The 17,332-nt window shown below is 68.6% G+C and carries 12 protein-coding genes and 1 pseudogene; 5 read left to right on the top strand and 8 right to left on the bottom strand.

Annotated elements, in window-relative coordinates; genetic code table 11:
- A partial coding sequence (locus tag ACTOQ3_RS42865; protein ID WP_440089776.1) for a cellulose binding domain-containing protein occupies nt 1-450 on the top strand: 450 nt, incomplete at its 5' end.
- A 169-nt stretch (nt 451-619) separates the two neighbouring features.
- On the opposite strand, the gene ACTOQ3_RS42860 is transcribed toward ACTOQ3_RS42865, so the two are convergent.
- Complete coding sequence (locus ACTOQ3_RS42860; protein WP_440089775.1) at nt 620-1,807, bottom strand: endo-1,4-beta-xylanase; 1,188 nt, start codon at nt 1,805-1,807, stop codon at nt 620-622.
- A gap of 789 nt (nt 1,808-2,596) precedes the next feature.
- Here ACTOQ3_RS42860 and ACTOQ3_RS42855 point away from each other — a divergent pair.
- A complete protein-coding gene (locus ACTOQ3_RS42855; protein WP_440089772.1) occupies nt 2,597-4,396 on the top strand; it encodes a cellulose binding domain-containing protein in 1,800 nt (599 codons plus the stop codon).
- 112 nt (nt 4,397-4,508) lie between these two features.
- Here the strand turns inward: ACTOQ3_RS42855 and ACTOQ3_RS42850 are convergent, their stop codons facing one another.
- On the bottom strand, nt 4,509-5,477 hold the full coding sequence (locus tag ACTOQ3_RS42850) for a polysaccharide deacetylase family protein (protein WP_440089771.1): 969 nt from the start codon (nt 5,475-5,477) through the stop codon (nt 4,509-4,511).
- Nucleotides 5,478-6,133: 656 nt separating this feature from the next.
- On the opposite strand from ACTOQ3_RS42850, the gene ACTOQ3_RS42845 reads away from it, so the two are divergent.
- Nucleotides 6,134-7,132 (top strand): glycoside hydrolase family 11 protein, encoded by a 999-nt coding sequence (locus ACTOQ3_RS42845; RefSeq protein WP_440089770.1) that lies wholly within the window; start codon nt 6,134-6,136, stop codon nt 7,130-7,132.
- Between the two features lie 394 nt (nt 7,133-7,526).
- Here ACTOQ3_RS42845 and ACTOQ3_RS42840 read toward each other — a convergent pair whose 3' ends face one another.
- Nucleotides 7,527-8,228, bottom strand: a complete 702-nt coding sequence (locus tag ACTOQ3_RS42840) for a TetR/AcrR family transcriptional regulator (RefSeq protein WP_440089769.1) — start codon at nt 8,226-8,228, stop codon at nt 7,527-7,529.
- A 36-nt stretch (nt 8,229-8,264) separates the two neighbouring features.
- Between ACTOQ3_RS42840 and ACTOQ3_RS42835 the strand changes: the two genes are divergently transcribed.
- The gene (locus ACTOQ3_RS42835; protein WP_362810140.1) at nt 8,265-8,672 is read left to right on the top strand and encodes a PPOX class F420-dependent oxidoreductase; all 408 of its coding nucleotides are present in this window, start codon (nt 8,265-8,267) and stop codon (nt 8,670-8,672) included.
- 41 nt (nt 8,673-8,713) lie between these two features.
- Nucleotides 8,714-9,616: an IS5 family transposase gene (locus ACTOQ3_RS42830; protein WP_440089778.1), complete on the top strand. Its 903-nt coding sequence runs from the start codon at nt 8,714-8,716 to the stop codon at nt 9,614-9,616.
- Between the two features lie 313 nt (nt 9,617-9,929).
- Here ACTOQ3_RS42830 and ACTOQ3_RS42825 read toward each other — a convergent pair.
- The 5 genes and pseudogenes from ACTOQ3_RS42825 to ACTOQ3_RS42805 form a co-directional block, all read right to left on the bottom strand.
- Nucleotides 9,930-10,283: pseudogene (locus ACTOQ3_RS42825) on the bottom strand (NUDIX hydrolase); the annotation flags it as partial.
- Between the two features lie 169 nt (nt 10,284-10,452).
- Nucleotides 10,453-13,305: a carbohydrate-binding protein gene (locus ACTOQ3_RS42820; RefSeq protein ID WP_440089767.1), complete on the bottom strand. Its 2,853-nt coding sequence runs from the start codon at nt 13,303-13,305 to the stop codon at nt 10,453-10,455.
- Between the two features lie 1,201 nt (nt 13,306-14,506).
- A complete protein-coding gene (locus tag ACTOQ3_RS42815; RefSeq protein ID WP_440089765.1) occupies nt 14,507-15,751 on the bottom strand; it encodes a cytochrome P450 in 1,245 nt (414 codons plus the stop codon).
- Nucleotides 15,744-15,962, bottom strand: coding sequence for a hypothetical protein (locus tag ACTOQ3_RS42810; protein ID WP_440089764.1), 219 nt, complete (start codon nt 15,960-15,962; stop codon nt 15,744-15,746). The genes ACTOQ3_RS42815 and ACTOQ3_RS42810 overlap by 8 nt, the downstream gene beginning before the upstream one ends.
- Before the next feature lie 17 nt (nt 15,963-15,979).
- Complete coding sequence (locus ACTOQ3_RS42805) at nt 15,980-16,798, bottom strand: SDR family NAD(P)-dependent oxidoreductase (protein ID WP_440089762.1); 819 nt, start codon at nt 16,796-16,798, stop codon at nt 15,980-15,982.
- Nucleotides 16,799-17,332: the final 534 nt, after the last annotated feature.

Below are 17,332 nucleotides of genomic sequence, written 5' to 3'. Positions count from 1 at the left end.
CTGTTCGACACCTCGGGCAACAAGAAGCCGGCCTACACCTCGGTCCTGAACGCCCTCAACGCCGCCGACCCCAACCCGACCCCCACCCCGACTCCCACACCGACCATCACCCCGACCCCGACCCCCACACCGACCATCACCCCGACTCCGGGTCCCGGGGCGTGCGCGGCGACGATCACGACGACCAACAACTGGCCGGGCGGCTTCCAGTCGACGGTGACGGTCAGCGCGGGCAACGCGCCGGTCAACGGCTGGACCGTACGGTGGACCTGGCCCGGCGGGCAGAGCATCAGCAGCCTGTGGAGCGGCCAGCACACCGTGTCCGGCTCCAGCGTGAGCGTCCGCAACGCCGCGTACAACGGCTCCATCGCGGCGGGTCAGTCGACCACCTTCGGTTTCACCGCCAACGGCACCGCGGCCACCCCCACGGCCACCTGCACCAGTCCCTGATCCGATTCGGACCGGGCCGTGGTTTCCACGGCCCGGCCCGTGCGCCACGTCATCTCTCCGGCTCACCCCCACACCTCCGTGGGGGTGAGCCGGTTTTTCCACTTCGGGGGATGGTCCTTCGGGGAGGGGAGCGGCGGGGCGTCCGAGTCGGCGGACACCCCGCCGCCGCTCATCGCCGGGGCTTCTGCGGAATCCTCGGCAGGACGTGGGGCGGCCCGGAGAAGGCCAGGTCCGCCTTGACGGCGTTGTAGGCGCGCTTGGGCCGGTAGGACTCGTCGTACAGGGTGGCCATGCCCTCCGGGGGGTCGGAGAACCAGCCGGGCACCCAGGAGTGCCGGTCGGTGAAACCCCAGACGGTGTAGGACAGGCAGCGCCGGTTGGCCAGGCACGCCTGCAGGAGCACGCTGTAGTTCGACGCCGACGCCTGGAGGCGGGGATTGATCTCGTTGGAGTCGCCCGCACGCACCCCGTCGGTCATCTGGCTGCGCACGTCCACCTCGGTGAACGCCGTGGCGAGCCCGAGGTCGGAGAAGGCGTCGAGCACTTCGAGCGCCTGGAAGGCGTCGAAGTTGCCGTACTGGGTGCCAAGGTGTCCCTGGCTGCCCACGCCGTCGATGGGGACGCCGCTCGCGCGCAGCTGCCTGACCATGTTGTAGACGTACCAGGTCTTGTCGGAGGACCCGCGGTCGCCGAACGCCTCGATGTTGTAGTCGTTGTAGAACAACAGGGCGTTCGGGTCGGCGGCACGGGCCCAGCGGAAGGCGTCGGCGATGTAGCCGGGGCCGAGGTGCTGCGCCCAGAAGCCCTTCAGGTGGATCGACGACGGGGTGTCCCACGGGTCGCTGGCCGCCTCGTTGACGACGTCCCACTGAGAGATCTTGCCCTTGAAGCGCTTGACGACGGTGGTGATGTGATTGCGCAGGATGTCACGGAGCTGCGTCTTGCTGATCGTCCCGTCCTCGACGCCCTGGGTGAGCCAGGCCGGCAACTGGTTCTGCCAGACCAGCACGTGCCCGCGGACCTGCTGCTTGTTCTCGCGGGCGAAGTCGATCAGCTCGTCGGCCGGGCCCCAGTTGTACGTGCCCCGGGTGGGTTCGAGCGACTCCCACTTCATGGCGTTCTCGGCGGTGACGGAGGAGAACTGCGAGGCGGCGAGCGCGCGGTACTGCGGATCGGCCGCGTCGTGCAGCACGTCCACGTCGATCGCGGTGCCGATGGCGAGACCGTGGCGGGCGGCGAGCGCGCGCAGGCTCTGCTCGGCGACCGTGGGGCGACGCTCTTCCGCCAAAACGGGAACGGCGTTCAGCGTGCCGGCCAGCATGAGCGTGGTGGCACCGAAGGTCAGGAAACGCTTCATCGAACTCCCTTGGAATCGACCCCCGAAACTTTCGGTATAGCAGCGAAAATAATCGTATTAAACCTTTCTGCAAGAGGAAAGGCCAATGTTGGAACCTCGAAATATTTCAAAATCACTCGGCGGGCGGTTGGATGCCCGGTCGCGAGAGTGCCGACGGCATCACAACCGCCCGGTCCTGGACGGCCGGTGGCATCATGACCAGGCGTGCTCCCAGGCGTCGTCGCGGGCGCGCCCCTGTCGTCGGACCCGGCTCGGGGCCGTACCTCGACGGGCCGGAGCCAGGGCATCGAGGGCATCGAGGGCATCGAGGGCATCGTGGGAAATGAAACGTTCAGAGCCGCCGTTCTTCCGCCGGCCGGGTGGCCCCGCTGAAAGAGCCCGACCTCGCAAGTCGGGTTTTCGCTGGTGGAGAGGCTGATATCTCACATGGCGGGGACGTGATGTCCGCAGGTCGTCGCATCCACGTAGAAGCGAGACGCCCGAAACTTTCTAGCCATGTCCTTGACACCTTTCCATGCCTTTTCCACACTTGGGTGCCGAGCGGACGCACCGCTTTCACCCAATTGTTAGCGCAAACATACGATGACCGCCCTTCTCGGGTCTGCGGCGGCCGTCGCGGCGATCACGCTCGGGGCGGTGGCGGCCGGAAGGGGAACTCCCGTCGGTGAGCCAAGTACGCAGCGGGATGCACGGCCGCGGAAACCATCGAGCCGCCTCAGTCAGACCAGCTTCACCTGCTATCAGCATCCGGATGGCACGATCTCGGGAGGGTCCGTGGTACGGATCGTCATGGCAATCGCCCTTCTCGGCACGTCACTGGTGGCCGTGGCCGGGCAGGCCGTGGCCGGGCAGGTCGCAGCCGCGCCTGTCATCACCGTTTCAGACAGTGTGCGTTATCAGGAGATGGACGGCTTCGGCGTCTCCACGGCGTTCCGCCGGGGGGAGTTGCTGCGTAACCTGTCGACGGCGCAGCAGAACGACGTCTTCCGCCTGTGGTTCGACCGCGAGACCGGCGCGGGGCTCAGCATCCTGCGCCTGGGCATCGGCGCCTCGCCGGTCGGCAGTCCGTACGACAAGATGGTCTCCATCCAGCCGCAGAACCCGGGTGGACCTGACGCGCCGCCGAGATACGTGTGGGACGGGGACGACGGCGCCCAGGTGTGGGTGGCCAAGGTCGCGCAGTCGTACGGCCTGGAGCGTTTCTACGCCAACGCCTGGAGCGCCCCCGGATACATGAAGGACAACGGGAGCGAGAACAACGGCGGCACCCTCAAGCCCGAGTGGCGCGCGGCCTACGCCCGGTACCTGGCGCAGTACACGAAGTTCTACGCGCAGGAAGGTATCAAGATCACGGACTTGGGGTTCACCAACGAACCCGACTACACGGCGACCTACGAGTCCATGCGCTTCACCCCGGCTCAGGCCGCCGCCTTCGTCAAGGTCCTCGGCCCGATCGCGACCGACGTCAAGATCGCATGTTGCGACTCCTTCGGCTGGGACCAGGGCAAGCCGTACACCAACGCCATCGAGGCGGACCCTGAGGCCCGCCGCTGGGTGTCCACCTACACGGCTCATACCTACGCAAGCCAGATAACGAGCCCGCAACCCGGGAACAAGCGCACCTGGATGTCGGAATGGGGCCCCGACGGGAGCACCTGGAACGAGAACTGGGACGACGGGAGCGGCCAGGACGGCTTCACCATCGCCCAGAACATCCATCAGGCTCTCACCGTCGGCAACGTCAGCGGCTACCTCTACTGGCTGGGGGGCTCTTCGGGAGCCACCCGGGCGCTGATCCAGATCGACCCGGCGGCGCGGACCTATCGCGTGTCCAAGCGGCTGTGGGCGATGGCGGCCTACAGCCGGTTCATCCGGCCGGGCGCGGTCCGGCTCGGCACGTCGACGAGCAACTCGTCGCTGAAGGTGTCGGCGTTCCTCAACTCCGACGGATCGAAGGTCGTCGGGGTGCTGAACACCGGCAACTCGGCCGTCACCTGGGACGGCCTGCAGGGCGGCACCACCGCCTACGTCACCGACAACTCCAACTCGCTCACGAGCGCCGCGGTCACGGGCGGCGCCGTCACCCTCAAGCCGCGCTCCCTCACGACCGTCGTGATCGGCGGGCCCACGCCGACTCCCACGCCCACGCCGACGCCGACCCCCACGCCGACACCGACTCCGACCCCCACGCCCACGCCGACTCCCACCCCGACGCCGACCCCCACTCCCACGCCCACGCCGACTCCCACCCCGACGCCGACCCCCACTCCCACGCCGACGCCGACTCCCGTCCCCGGCGGGTGCACGGCGACGATCCAGACGGTGAACGACTGGGGCGGTGGCTTCCAGTCCAACGTCACCGTGCGGGCCGGCTCCAGCGCGATCAACGGCTGGACGGTGAGCTGGACCTGGCCCGGCTCACAGTCCGTCACCCAGCTGTGGGGAGGCGTACGGTCCGGCTCGGGAGCGGCCGTCACCGTCCGGAACGAGACCTGGAACGGCGGCCTCGCCGCCAACGCCACCACCACGTTCGGATTCACCGCCAACGGGACCGCCGCCACACCGGTACTGACATGCGGGGTCTCCTGACCCGACGACGGCGCGCCGCCGCTCCCCCCGCGTAAGGGGGAGCGGCGGCGCCCGCGGTTCGTGGCACGGCGACACCACCGTCGCCGTGCCGACGGCCGGCCGAGAGCGAGGGTCAGCCCACCCGGCAGGAGACCGCCGGCCAGGTCCAGTCGCCGCCGTGCATCACGGTGAAGCCGAAGGTGTTGCCACTGCCGTTGGGGCGCATCGTCATGATCTTGCCGCTGCCGTCCCAGGTCGGGCTGCCGTTCCAGGTGGAGCTGATCCGCTGGGCGTTGCGCAGGGTCACCGTGACGATCCAGCTGTTGCTTCCCGAGACGTTGACCGACAGGTTGAACCGGTCGCTCCACTGCTGGCCGGCGGTGATGGCGGCCGTGCAGTCGCCGCCCGGCGGGTTCGTCGGCGTCGGTGTCGGCGAGGCGGTCGGGGTGCCGCCGTCGGGTGCCACGGCTCTGCCGGTGGAGGGCGAGATCATGCCGGCGCACAGGTTGCGGCTTCTCAGGTTCGCGGCGATCTGCGGGATCGCGTTGAGCGTCGTCGCGTACTGGTCGTGCATCAGGATGATCTGGCCGTTCTGCAGCCGTCCGGCGGCCTGCACGATCTGGGCGGTACTGGCGCCGTTCCAGTCCTGGGAGTCGACGTCCCAGATGATCTCGGTGAGGCCGAGCTGCTGGGCGACCGACCTCACGGTGGCGTTGGTCTCCCCGTACGGAGGCCGGAAGAGCCTGGGCGCGGTGCCGGTGGCCTGCTGGACGGCCTGCTGGGTCCGCTGGAGCTCCGACTGGATCTGGGAGCTGTTCATGGTGGTCAGGTGGGGGTGGGTGTAGCTGTGGTTGCCGATCCACATGCCGGCGTCTCGCTGGGCGCGGACCAGGGCCTGGTTGTTCTGGGCGTTCTGCCCGGTGTTGAACATGGTGGCCCGCAGGCCGTTCTGCCGCAGCGCGTTCAGCAGGTTGGCGGTGTTGCCGGGGTTGGGGCCGTCGTCGTAGGTGAGCCCGACGTATCCGGCGCTGCAGTCGGCGGCCTGGGCCGCGGGTGAGGAGGTCACGGCGAACGCCGCGCCGAGGACGGTGAGAAGACCCATCACGAGTGAACTCCGGATGCGTGAGCGGCGTACCCGGCTTCCGCGGGTGATGGTTGCGTTGTCGATCACTCTGTTCCTCCACTGGAACACCGATCGGTAAGGACGGACGCATGTACGGCTGCGGCGTAACGCGTACGGAATGCGCAGGACCGTGTTGAGCTGCGGTTCTGCCGCAAGGTCACCCGGGTGGGACGAGCGGGCCTGCCTGGTGAGTCATTCTGTGTATTGTCACGAAACCTGTCAAGAAAGCATCGAAATATTTCGGTAACATCGGCTGGCCTTTGGTCGCGACGAAGAAGCTTTCATTGGCCGTCCTCGCCCTCGATTGACCAGCCAGGGCCGACAGCCAGGCGAAATGCCCTTTCCGGGAATCGCAAGCAAGATCATATTTCCGATATATTTCTGAAAGTTGTTGACAGCCTGGCGCGTCAAACCCACACTCTCACCATCGACAGGCCCTAACCGCTGCCGATCCGGGTCACCCGCCGCGCGGCCTGGTCCTCCGGTCGTCGACCGCACGACCGGCCCAGCCCTGCCGCGTTGTACGACCCCAACGCGCGGTGGACGCCACCTCGGCCACCGCCCGCCCCGCGGGTCGTATCACGCTGCCTGCCCCCAACGGCCTTTATCGGCCTTCACCAGGAGGAAGCACGCATATGAACGATGCCCCCGCCCCCTCGAAGAGCCGAGGGCGTGGCCGCGCCAGGTCGCTCGTCGCCCGTGTCTGCGCCGTGGCGCTGGCCATGGCCGTGGCGGTGCTGCCCGGCCCCGCCTACGCGGCCATCACCACCAACCAGACCGGCACCAACAACGGCTACTTCTATTCCTTCTGGACCGACAGCCAGGGCACGGTCTCCATGGAGCTGGGGTCCGGCGGCAACTACAGCACCTCATGGAGGAACACCGGGAACTTCGTCGCGGGCAAGGGCTGGAGCACCGGCGGACGCAGAAGCGTGAACTACTCGGGCAGCTTCAACCCGTCCGGCAACGCCTATCTCACCCTCTACGGGTGGACGAGAAATCCGCTGGTGGAGTACTACATCGTCGACAACTGGGGCACCTACCGGCCCACGGGGACGTACAAGGGCACGGTCACCAGCGACGGCGGCACGTACGACATCTACCAGACGACGCGATACAACGCCCCCTCCATCGAGGGCACCAGGACCTTCAACCAGTACTGGAGCGTCCGGCAGTCGAAGAAGACCGGCGGCACCATAACCTCCGGCAACCACTTCGACGCGTGGGCCCGTAACGGAATGAGCCTGGGCAGCCACGACTACATGATCCTCGCGACGGAGGGCTACCAGAGCAGCGGAAACTCCAACATCACGATCGGCGGCTCCTCCGGCGGCGGCGGCGGTGGTGGCGGCGGTGGTGGCGGTGGTGGTGGCTGCACCGCGTCGCTCTCCGCGGGCGAGCAGTGGAGCGACCGCTACAACCTCAACGTCGCGGTGAGCGGTTCGAGCAACTGGACCGTGACGATGAACGTCCCGTCCCCCGCCAAGGTCCTCTCCACCTGGAACATCAGCGCGAGCTACCCCAGCGCCCAGGTGCTGACCGCCAGGCCCAACGGCAACGGCAACAACTGGGGCGTGACGATCCAGCGCAACGGCAACTCGACCTGGCCGACGGTCTCCTGCAGCGCGAGCTGACCTCGGCCCACCCCTCACGGCGCGGCGGCCCGACACCGCCGCGCCGTCGAGGACCACGCCGTTCGACCCGGGCACCTGACGCGAGTGTGCCCCGGACGCGCCCCGGTGCTGGGACACCTCGGTCGTCCCACCCCTGGTCTTCCGACCGGATACGCGCTCACCCGGCAGCCCGCCGGGATCCGGTCGGAAACGGTGGTCCCGCTCCACTGGGGAGTGGGGGCGGGGCCACCACTGTTCTCGGAAGCCGGCACCACATCCCTAGGCCGTGTGTCATAAGTGGCTGGGGATAGTTGCCCGCCTGACGTGATGACAGTGGACACGGCAGGTTCCGGATCGGCGGACAGGCGCCTCTGGACGGGCGGCCGTCTCTCGTCCGGCTCGACGGCTACGGCGACTACCGCTGGTGTTCCGTGCGGACGATCCCGGATCCGACGCGGTGAACGTCTTCAGCCGAGCCAGGTAATTCCCGTGGGCGTGCCGCCGGGCCGTACGCGGCGAGGAAGACCCGTACCGCGCCCTCGACATGGTGGTCCAGCTCCAAGGCGGTGGGAGCGCGGTCATCACCGAGCAGCATGGCCTGGTTGACCGGTGCGGACATGACGAGCCAGTTGAACTGGGTCGCGGCGGTGACCGGGTCGGCTGCCAGCAGCGCCCCCCGGGCGTCGAGGTCGGCGAACGCCTTAGCCAGCGCCGCGATCGTTCGTCCGGGACCGCGTTCGTAGAAGGTGCGGCCAAGCTCGGGAAAGCGAGAGGTCTCGCCGATCACCAGCCGGCGGAGCTGGACGACGCGCGGGCGCAGCACGAGCGCGAGCTGCCGCCGGGCCAGCTCGCGCAGGTCCGCCTCGACATCTTGGGTGTCGGCGAGGCCGGACACCGCGTCCTGGACGACCTGGCCGGCCTCGTCGACGGTGGCGGCGACGATCTCGAGGAACAGCCGCCGCTTGTCAGTGAAGTGCTTGTAGACGGTCGGCTTCGACACCCCGGCGACCGCGGCCACCTCCTCCACGGTGGTGCCCAGGTAGCCGTTGCGCAGGAACACCTCCGTCGCGGCGTCGAGGATGGCACGGTGCTTACGGTCGGAGCGGTTCTCACCCATTGCGCAAGACTAAACTGAACGGTGTAGTTTGCCGTAATGGCTTTCACCGACGAAGAGATCACGTACCTGCGCTCGCAGCCGCTCGGACGGCTGGCCACCCTCGGCGAGGGCGGACAGCCCGATGTCGTACCCGTGGCCGTCGAGTTCGACGGGACTTTCCTGTGGGTCGGCGGTGCCGGTACCGTGCGCGACACCCGCAAGTTCCGCAACATCGCCTCCGGAAACCACAAGGTGGCGCTGGTGGTCGACGACCTCGTGTCGCTCGAACCGTTCATCGCCCGGGGCATCCGCGTGTACGGCGACGCCGAGCAGCCCTTCGAGCGGGTCGGCCTGGTCGGCCCCGGCACCTACCTGCGCATCACGCCGACCGTGTCGTGGAGCTGGAATCTCGCGGGTGAGCCCGCTGGCGAGGAGTGGTACCCATCGAACAAGATCGTGCACTAACCGCGCCTGCAGTACGGCTCGACGTGCCATTCAGCGTGGCGGTGACGAGGCGGTTCGATGTGACCGACGCGCAGTGGGCGGTACTGGAACCGCTGCTGCCCAAGAGGAAGAAGCCTGGCCGACCACCGAAGTGGAGTAGACGACAGCTGATCGATGGAATTCGGTGGCGAATTCGGGTTGGTTCGCCGTGGCGGGACGTGCCAGCCTGTTACGGACACTGGCGCACGGTGTACGGGCTGTTCCGGCGGTGGCAGCGCGAGGGTATCTGGACTCGGATCCTGGCCGGGTTGCAGGGTCATGCTGACACGTCGGGTCTGATCGACTGGGACATAAGTGTGGATTCCACGATCGCTCGGGCGCATCAGCACGCCGCTGGCGCCAGGCGACAGTCGCACCTGCAAGTTGAGCCGCCGGGTGGTGCTGGTGGCGCGGAGCCGGAGGATCACGCGTTGGGCCGGTCTCGGGGCGGTTGGACGACCAAGCTGCACCTGGCCTGCGAGCAAGGGCGCAAGGTGCTGTCGATGGTGCTCACTGCCGGACAACGCGGAGACTGCCCGCAATTCATCACAGTGCTCGGCCGGATCCGGGTCCCGCGCGTTGGTGGTGGTCGGCCGCGCAGCCGCCCAGACCGGGTTTTAGCTGACAAGGCGTACAGCAGCAAGGCCAACCGTGCCTACCTGAGCCAACGGTCGATCCGCTGCGTCATCCCGATCAAGGCCGACCAGGTCGCCCACCGCCGCGCCCGTGGCTCACGGGGTGGGCGACCACCAGCCTTCGACAAGGTCGCCTACCGGCTACGACACGCCGTCGAGTGCGGCATCAACTTGCTCAAACAACACCGCAGCGTGGCGACCCGCTACGACAAACTTGCCGTGCGGTACGAAACCACCGTAATCATCAGCATGATCGACACCTGGGTCCGTCGTATCGAACGCCACTTATGACACACGGTCTAGTCGCGGAACGATCCGTCCGCCCGGCGCAGATGATTGCTGAGCAGATGCCTGCAGTCGGGACAGTGACGCATGAACCCGCGCTTCACCACGAAAGCGATACCGACGGTGCACAAGTACAGGAGCCCGACCATCCACTTCTGCCCCACGCGGGGAACGGCCGGCTTAGTGCAGGTCCCGCAGTCTCGACAGCTCACTGTTCCCCCGTCACCGTGATGGACGACCACCTGCCCTGTAGATCGTACGTGGGGGCAATCTGGAACAAGTGTGTGAGTCCATTCCGCTTCTGCGGACATCTGGTGGCTCATACCGAATCAGGTCCAAGCAGGTATTCGCCATCATGCGTACGGACAGCGGGACCGGCGATTCGGAGCGCGTCCAGCAGACGGATCGGAAATGCTTCCGACATGCGGGTTGAGACCTCGTCGAGCGTGAGCCATGTGGTCTTCGTCGCCTCCTCAGTTGATCTGGCCTCCCCCTCCACCGGGTGGCAGAGACAGACCGGGGAGACGACCCCGAGCGTCATGTTCTTGTAGACGCCGGTCAGGCGGATCGGCTCGACGTGGACACCCGTCTCCCCCAGGACCTCGCGCCGGACCGAGTCCAACGGGCCTTCGTCCAGCTCGACGACACCACCGGGCACCGGAGCGCAAGAAAGATCCGGCCACTTCGGTGAGTGACCAGGACCTCATATGAAACCCCCGGGAGCCTCGGGACAAGTGCCCTTCGCCGTGGAGCCCGAAGATAAGTGACACCGCGGGGCGTCCGACGTTCGGACGCCCCGCGGCGGCGTTACCCGGCAGGGCGGATCAGGTCCGCCGTGGCGTTCAGCTTCCGTAGACCTCGAAGCTGAACAGGGAGTACCCGTACGCCGAGCCCCGGGTGGTGCCGTGGATGCGCACGTACCGGGTGGAGGCGCTCAGGCCGGTGTTGTTGTCCTCGCCGCCGTTGCCGCCGGTCACCGACCTGGCGTTGGTCCAGGTCGTGCCGTTGGGCGAGGTCTGGATCTGGTACGCCGACGCGTAGGCCGCCTCCCACACCAGGCGCACCCGGTTGATCGTGTACGTGGCGCCCAGGTCGACCTGGATCCACTGCGGGTCGGAGAACGCGCTGGACCACCGGGTCGTCGCCGACGCGTCCACCGCGGCCGAGGCCGGGTAGGTGGCCGCCTCCACGCTGGAGGCCGTCGCCGGCTTGTTCAGCGCGAGGTTCGTCGACGTCGGCGGGGTGCCGCTGGTGAACGTGAAGGAGTCGACGTCGAACAGCGAGCCCGCGCCACCGGTGAAGACCAGGAACAGGTTCGTCGTCCCGGACGGCGGCGTCACGGTGCCGGTGACGTTGACCCACGTCTCCCAGCCGCCGGTCGGCGCGACCGTTGCCGTGCCGACCACCGTCCCGGTCGCCGAACCGGCCCGCAGGGTGAGCGTGCCGCCGGTGCCGGCCGACGCGACCCGGGCCGTGAACGACGTGACCCCGGTCAGGTTGTACGGCGTGAACGAGATCCAGTCCCCGTTCTCGATGTGCCCGACCGCGTTGCCGCCGTTGGCCGACGGCTTGGCCACGATCTGGACGCCCTGCTGAGCGCTGTAGTGCTCGGCCTGGCGGGTCCGCGGCTGCAGGACGGCCTGCGGCGCGTGGACGGCCGTGGTCGAGCCGACCGGGGTGTACTCCGCGTCGAAGACGCCGAAGATGTTCGCGTTGGCGTCGTGCTCACCGTCCACGGGGGTCTGGATGGTGCCCGAGCAACCGGTCGCGCTGGTCATCTGGTGGCCGTGGCTGTCGTGACCGAGGATGTAGTTGATCTTCACCCGGCTGCAGTCGACGGTCGGGGAGTTCGGGTCGGTGACGCTGATCTGGAACGGGACCGCGTCGCCGAAGCTGAACACCCGCCCGTTGAGCGGCAGGTTGAGGGTGACCGTCGGTTGCCCGACGCTGATCGTGGTGCTCGCCGTGGCGCTGCGACCGGTGTTGTCGCTCACCGTCAACGTCGCCGTGTACGTGCCGTTGGCCGTGTAGGTGAACGACGGGTTCGCCGCGGTCGAGTCGGTGCTGCCGTTCGTCGTGAAGTCCCACGCGTACGTGATCGGGTCGCCGTCCGGGTCGGTGCTCCCGGCCGAGCTGAACTGCACGGTGAGCGGCGCGTTGCCGGCCTTCGGGTTGGCGCCGATCGCCGCGATCGGCGCCTGGCCGGTGCCCGAGTTGTACTCGATCCTGTACACGGCCGAGTTGGCGTCGCCGCCGAACCATCCGGTGCCGTAGTCGAGCACGTACAGCGCGCCGTCCGGCCCGAACTCCATGTCCATCACCTGGGTGCCGGTCCAGGTGGGGAAGGGCTCGATCGAGCCCACCCCGCCACTGGCGTTCAGGGTGACCGTCTTGATCCACCGCCGGCCGAACTCACCGATGAACACCTTGCCGTTCATCGACGCGGGGAACTTCACGTCCGAGACGAGCCCGGCGTCGTAGTTGTAGACCGGGGCGTTCATCGGCGACCAGCTTCCGCAGCACAGCTCCGACCGGTCCTGGCCGACCCCGTACGGCAGCCAGGCCGCGCGCGAGGCCGGGAGCTGGGTGATGCCGGTGTTGTTGCGCGAGTTGTTCACCGGCCCGCCGGCGCAGTTGAACGCGGCGCCCGAGGGACCGGACGGGAACGTGAAGTCGATGTACGGCACGTTGAACTGCGAGCAGTACGGCCAGCCGTAGAAGCCGGGCTGGGTGATGCGCTCGAACGAGACCGACGCCGCCGGGCCCCGGGTGGCGCTGGCGCTGCCCGCGTCCGGCCCGTAGTCACCCAGGTAGACGATGCCGGTGGCCTTGTCCACGTTCATCCGGAACGGGTTGCGGAACCCCATCGCGTAGATCTCGGGCCGGGTGTTCGCGGTGCCGGGCGCGAACATGTTGCCCGCCGGGACGGTGTAGCCGCCGCCCGCACTCGGCTTGATCCGCAGCACCTTGCCGCGCAGGTCGTTGCTGTTGCCGGAGGTGCGCTGCGCGTCGTAGGCCGGGTTGCGGTCGGTCCGCTCGTCGATCGGCGTGTAGCCGCTGGAGTCGAACGGGTTCGTGTCGTCACCGGTGGAGAGGTAGAGGTTGCCGGCCGCGTCGAAGTCGATGTCGCCGCCGACGTGGCAGCACATGCCGCGACTGGTGGGGACGTCGAGGATGGTGACCGCGGAGGCCGCGTTGAGGGTGTGGTCCGCGTTGACCGTGTACCGGGCCAGCCGGTTCACCCCGTTGAACGGGGCGAACTGGGCCGCCGTGCCCGAGGCCGGCGCGTCACCGCCCGGAGTGGACAGCGGCGGCGCGTAGTAGACGTACACCCACCGGTTCGACGCGAAGTTCGGGTCGGCCTTGATGCTCTGCAGGCCTTCCTCGTCGTGCGTGTACACGGGGATGGTGAGAGCCACCTTGGTGTTGCCCAGCACGTCGGTGTAGCGGATCGTGCCGTCGCGCGACGTGTGCAGCACGCCCCGGTTGGGCAGGACGGTGAGGCCCATCGGCTCGCCGGTCTCCGCCGCGCCCTTGGCCAGCGTCACCTGGGTGTAGCCGGGCGCCGCGAGTGCCGCGGGCGCCGCGGGCGCCGCTGCCTTCGAGGCGGTGCTCGGTGCGGCCTGTGCCGGTGGAGGACCCAGGCTGAGGGCGGTCGCCAGTACGGCGACGCATGCGACGAGTTTTCTTAACATGATCGGTGGTGCTCGCTTCCTGTAGTACGAATCCATACAGGCGTGCGCCGATCACGCCAACGACGCGGAGAGGCGGGGGAATCCCTCGGCGACGTCGCTCGGACAAACTGTGACTGCTATGGGTAAAACAGTCAACAGGTCCTTGTCAGGGGTTGTGAGTCACCTCGTCTTTGAGGCTTCGAGCGCCGCGGAGCTGTGGCGAACCGTCAAGCGACCGCGGGCGGACACGTTGGAGGGCATCACGAAGGGGGCCGTCGCCGGCCGTCGCGGTGGGCCATGACGACGGGACGCGGGGATCGTCCCGCTCGCCGGCCGGGGGGAGCAGGTGAACGGTGAGCGCCGGTGCTGTCGGCGCATACCGGCCTCCACCGGCGGGTGACGAGCGGGACCGGGCCGACGGGGCGGTCGGCGTACGCCCTCGCCGGCCCGGCTATCTCCCTTGTGCCGGCGGCGCGGCGCCGACCTGGCGCCGCGCCTGCCGTCAGCAGGTCGCGGTGGTACGGATCGGCAGTCGCATGACGACCTCCAGGCATTCGAGGGGGGTGGGGGGTGTGGGGGCCGGCCGATCACCGATCGCGGAGCGGGGCCGCGGTCGGTGGAACCGCGTGATCAGGTGCGGTGGTACGAATACGGAGTGAGCCGGGGCCGTGGAAACCCGGCGATCGGTACGGCCTGCGAGACCGCCTCGGCCGCCGTCGCCGTACGGTGCCGAGCCCTGTGGGTGAGGTGGTTCGCTCCCGGCCGCTCCGGCTCCGGCTCGACGGCCGCGCGCCCGCGCGGTGATTCGAGTCGGCGACCTATCCCGGCCTCGGGCAGCGACCTCTCGCCACGCGGGGGACGAAGAGTGCGGTGCTGCAATCGCAAATCGCTGCACCTCCTGAACTTTCGCCATTTTTGCGGCTCATTCGGTCATTCTGCTGCGATCTTAAAATGTTACGCGCAGACTGTCCAGATGTTACGGCCGACTTCGTTGGACTTTCGCCGAGGAACGACGAAAGTCCAACATTATTGGTCGAAACTTATCCTTCCGCGACGCAGGGAGCGATAAGCCCCGCAACGTTGTCGGCGTCGGCGGAGCGGAGGAGGCCACGCTCCGCCCATGACGATCCTTCACTTGTCCATTCGTCGTAACCCTCCGCGCGGCCGGACACCGACCGGCTGCGGGATCCGCGTCGCGCTGTGATGGCCGGGACCGGTGTGGTCAGTTCTCGGCAGGGCGGGTGAGGGAGAGGACGAACCCGCTCGCCGGGCGGGCTGGGATTCGACGCAGGGAGATGCCGAGGTCCTGTTCGGGGACGTGGTAGTCCAGCCGGGCCAAGCGGACGGCCAGGGCCTGCAGGAGGGCGACGGTGATGGGCTCGCCGGGGCAGCGGTGGCCGGTGCGCGGGTCGCCGCCGCCCTGGGGGATGAGGTCGAAGGCGCCGATCCGTCGGCCGTCGAACCGCTGCGGGTCGAAGGTGTAGGGCTTCTTCCACAGCAGCGGGTCGTGGTTCTGGCCGTAGATGTCGAGCAACACCAGCGAACCTGCGCCGATCGGCTCCCCTTGCCAGGACAGGTCCCTGACGGCCCTGCCGCCGACGAAGGGGGCGAACGGGTAGAAGCGGCGGACCTCCTGGGCGAACATCTCGGCGAAGGACCCCTCGCCGTCACCGTCATCATCGCGCAGGAGGGCGCGGTGCTCGGGCCAGCGGTGCAAGGCATGAGCCGCGAACGTCACGAACCAGGACACCGCCACGGTCGGGCGGATGACGTTGAGCAGTTCCACCGCCGCCACGCGGGGATCGAGCAGTTCGCCGCCGGGGTCGCGGTGGTGGGCGACCACGTCGGCCGCTGAGCCCGCCGGTACCGAGAGGGCGCCGCGGCGCACGTCCCGCACCAGGGCGGCCAGCCACGCCTCGCGGTGCCCTCTGGCCACGCGGGCCCGCCAGTGCCGTGGCCCGGCGGTGGCGAAACCGTCGACCATGGCGAGGAGGTCGCCGGCCGCGTCTTCCACGTCGGTGCCGTCCAGCGGGACGCCGGTCCACCGGCAGACGCCGCGGGTCAACACCTTGGCGACCTCGTCGAAGAGCACGACACGGCGCCCGTCGGCCCACGAGGCCACCGCCTCGTCCCAGGCGGTCATGGTGTGGCCGGTCAGGGCCGCGATGCCCTGGTCGGTCATCAGCGTCGTGAACATCGCCTTGCGTAGGCGGTGGTCGGCGCCGTCGAGGGTGTGCACGGCGCCGTGCCCGGTCAGGGTGCTCTTGACCATCTCCGGCAGCGCGGTATCGCGCCGGAGGTGGTCCTCGTCGTAGAAGAACCGCGCGGCCTCCGGCCCGCACAGGCCCACCACGCGCCGGCCCATCAGCCGGGTACGGACCACCCCGCCGGGGGTGCGGCGCCGCAGGTTCGGCAACCAGCCATAGCCTTCGAGCAGCAAGGACAGCGTGTCGTCGAGTTCAGGCATAGTCCTGCGCCTGCCCGCTCTCCCCGCGAGAAAACACGGTCGTCGGCCACGGGCGCCGGTGCCGGTGAGCGTGCGACGCGGCTTGGGCGATGGAGGCCCACCGGCCGTCGCCGCTCTCCGGGCGCGCGTCGAGGGCGGCCGACCAGAAGGCGACCCCGGCCGCGAAGTCGTCGCGGTCGATCACGACGCTGCCGACACGGGAACGGCGCATGATTTCTCCAGGTGTCGTCAGGTGTCGTCGCGGTCTTCGTGGGCGCTGCCGGGCTCGGCCAGGGTGCGGTGCATGCGCGCCTTGGCGGTCTCGGGCGTGACCTTGGCGGTGACGCTCTGCACCCTGTTCTTGACCGAACCGGCCACCACGTGGTCGTCACCCGCCATCAGTGCCTTGAACCCCTGCTCGGCCACCTGGGCGGGGTCGTCCTTCCTCCCGGCTCCCACCCTGGTGTCCAGCATGCCGGCGCGACGGAAGAAGTCGGTGTCGGTGGGGCCGGGCAGCAGGGCGGTGACGGTGACGCCGGTGTCCTTGAGCTCCTCGCGCAGAGCCTCCGAGAAGGAGAACAGGAACGCCTTCGAAGCGGCGTAGACCGCCTCGAAGGGGCCGGGCATGGTGGCCGCGACGGAGGAGGTGAACAGCACGCGGCCCCGCCCCCGGCCGACCATGTCCGCCAGCACGCGTTTGGCCAGGTGCACCGAGGAGGTGACGTTGAGGTCGATGAGCTTCAGTTCTGCGGCCAGATCCGTGTGGCGGGCGAAGTCGCCGCCCACCCCGACGCCCGCGTTGATCGCCACCGCCTCCAGGGGCCGGCCCGAGGCGGTGGCGCGAGCGTACAGCTCCTCGACCCCGGCGAACTCGGTGAGATCGGCGCGAACGGCGGTGACCTGCGCGCCCGGTTCCCGTATCGAGTCGGCGGCCTCCTCGATGCCCTCGTCCTCGGCGGTGACGACGAGGTCGAAGCCGTTGTGCGCGAACTGCCTGGCCAGCTCGTACCCGATGCCGCTGGAAGCTCCGGTGACGAGTGCCAGTGGCCGGGGTGTGGGACTGCTCATGAGCTCGGTTCCTTTCCAGTCGACGTTCCACGTCCGGTCGACGTTCCACGTCCGCGAAGCGGTGGAGAGGGGCCGATCGACAGACGGCCTTTCGAAGTGGTGAATGCCGTTTTTCACGGTGCGGGGTGCCGGGACGTTCACGGGGCCGGGTACCCGGCTCGTCCGAGGGGAAACACGGCTGGTGATCGCGGTACGCCGTTGCCGGTGCCGCACGGTGGACGGAGCCCGTACAGGATTCACGCGGGTCATCACGGACGAGGGCGGAAACGGCGGCGCAGGCGAAGACGTCGTCATGTGAGATGCCGAGACAGGCCCACCGGGCGGATGACCCCGACCGGGCATCTCATGAGGTGTCGCACACGCCGGTGGGGTAGGGGGGTGATAGTTACGGTTGGTGGGGCAGGAGCGATGGATGAGATTCCACGGCGTGTCAACGGTCGTGGCGGCCGGGGCGGCACTGCTGGTGTGTGTGGCGGGGTGCGCGTCCGCGGCCGCGCCTTCCGCTCAGCGGGCGGCGCAGGACTTCTACGCCGC

Origin of the sequence: Streptosporangium sp. LJ11 (assembly GCF_051918945.1) — a bacterium.
Lineage (GTDB): Bacteria > Actinomycetota > Actinomycetes > Streptosporangiales > Streptosporangiaceae > Streptosporangium.
The sequence above is the reverse complement of the archived record's forward strand: the minus strand, read 5'-3'. Positions and strand labels throughout refer to the sequence as shown.